Origin of the sequence: Bartonella sp. AA1HLJMS (assembly GCF_042197445.1) — a bacterium.
Taxonomy (GTDB): Bacteria; Pseudomonadota; Alphaproteobacteria; order Rhizobiales; family Rhizobiaceae; genus Bartonella.
The window spans coordinates 1-892 of the sequence record NZ_JBHIRW010000251.1 but is presented as its reverse complement, the minus strand read 5'-3'; the positions used below and the strand labels follow the sequence as shown (position 1 = coordinate 892).

Annotated in this window: 3 protein-coding genes; all 3 read left to right on the top strand. The window is 39.6% G+C overall.

The window, feature by feature from the left end; translation table 11 throughout:
• The coding region (locus ACFIQE_RS10985; RefSeq protein ID WP_375707761.1) for a hypothetical protein at positions 1-265 on the top strand (265 nt) is incomplete at its 5' end.
• The gene (locus ACFIQE_RS10980; protein WP_375624506.1) at positions 207-614 is read left to right on the top strand and encodes a hypothetical protein; all 408 of its coding nucleotides are present in this window, start codon (positions 207-209) and stop codon (positions 612-614) included. The genes ACFIQE_RS10985 and ACFIQE_RS10980, both read left to right, overlap by 59 nt.
• Positions 602-730, top strand: a complete 129-nt coding sequence (locus tag ACFIQE_RS10975) for a hypothetical protein (protein WP_375624504.1) — start codon at positions 602-604, stop codon at positions 728-730. Before ACFIQE_RS10980 ends, ACFIQE_RS10975 begins: the two co-directional genes overlap by 13 nt.
• Positions 731-892: the final 162 nt, after the last annotated feature.

Sequence of the window (892 nt, the reverse complement as noted above, 5' to 3'; positions counted from 1 at the left end):
GACTTTGTGGGTACAAAGATTGGCAAAAATCCTTACACTTTTGAGCAAATACCTCCTGGAAGTGGTCCCTGGAAAGAGAGAGGGCAAATATTTAAAGGCTACCCCAGTGTTCATGCTTGTTATGGTCATGCAGGTTATGCGTGTACATCGCGCTATGGTTCACCTAATCGTACGCCAATTTATTCAAAATATTCAGGGAGGAAAAAATGAAGAAAATCTTGAAATTATTAAGTGGTCTCATTCTGTTAAATATCGCTGGATGTAACATTGATAAGCCTGCTCCAGGGTATTTGAGTATGTGGGAGAAAAATAGTGTTACTGATTTTACTGAGGTAGGAAAAGCTTTGTTAGAATGTGGTATGCCAACGCCTTATGATGTTGATCCAGAAAGTGAAAATATAAGCATTAATGCTAAAGCAACAATTCATGCTTGCATGCTCCAAGCAGGATTTCGTTATAAAGATAAGTTGGGAGGTAATTGGTGTTATACTTTTAGAGCCGAAAACCTTCCCATTTGTCGTCCAGGTGCTGTCATACCACAGCGCAGTGTCAAGAAGCGCTTGAACAGCCCGTTTTGTAAAAAGCATCCAGAACAACCTGAATGCGAGCCTTAAGTTTTGCTGTTTGTGATGATCAACAATCCGCCATCCTTGCCTTCACTTGGAATGGCGGGATTGTTTCCTCAACCAATCATCTCAATATTGTTCACCGTTGTTTTAAGCAGCGGTGACAGGAAATATCAACAAGCTTTCGAGCTGTTTTATCGTAAATAAATCCATTGAAAGAGGGGAAGAATGAAGAAAATCTTAAAACTATTGAGTTGTATAGCTCTGTTAAGTATCACTGGATGTGTTAATTCAATTCCCTCACTTTCTCCAGCATTATGGAGAAA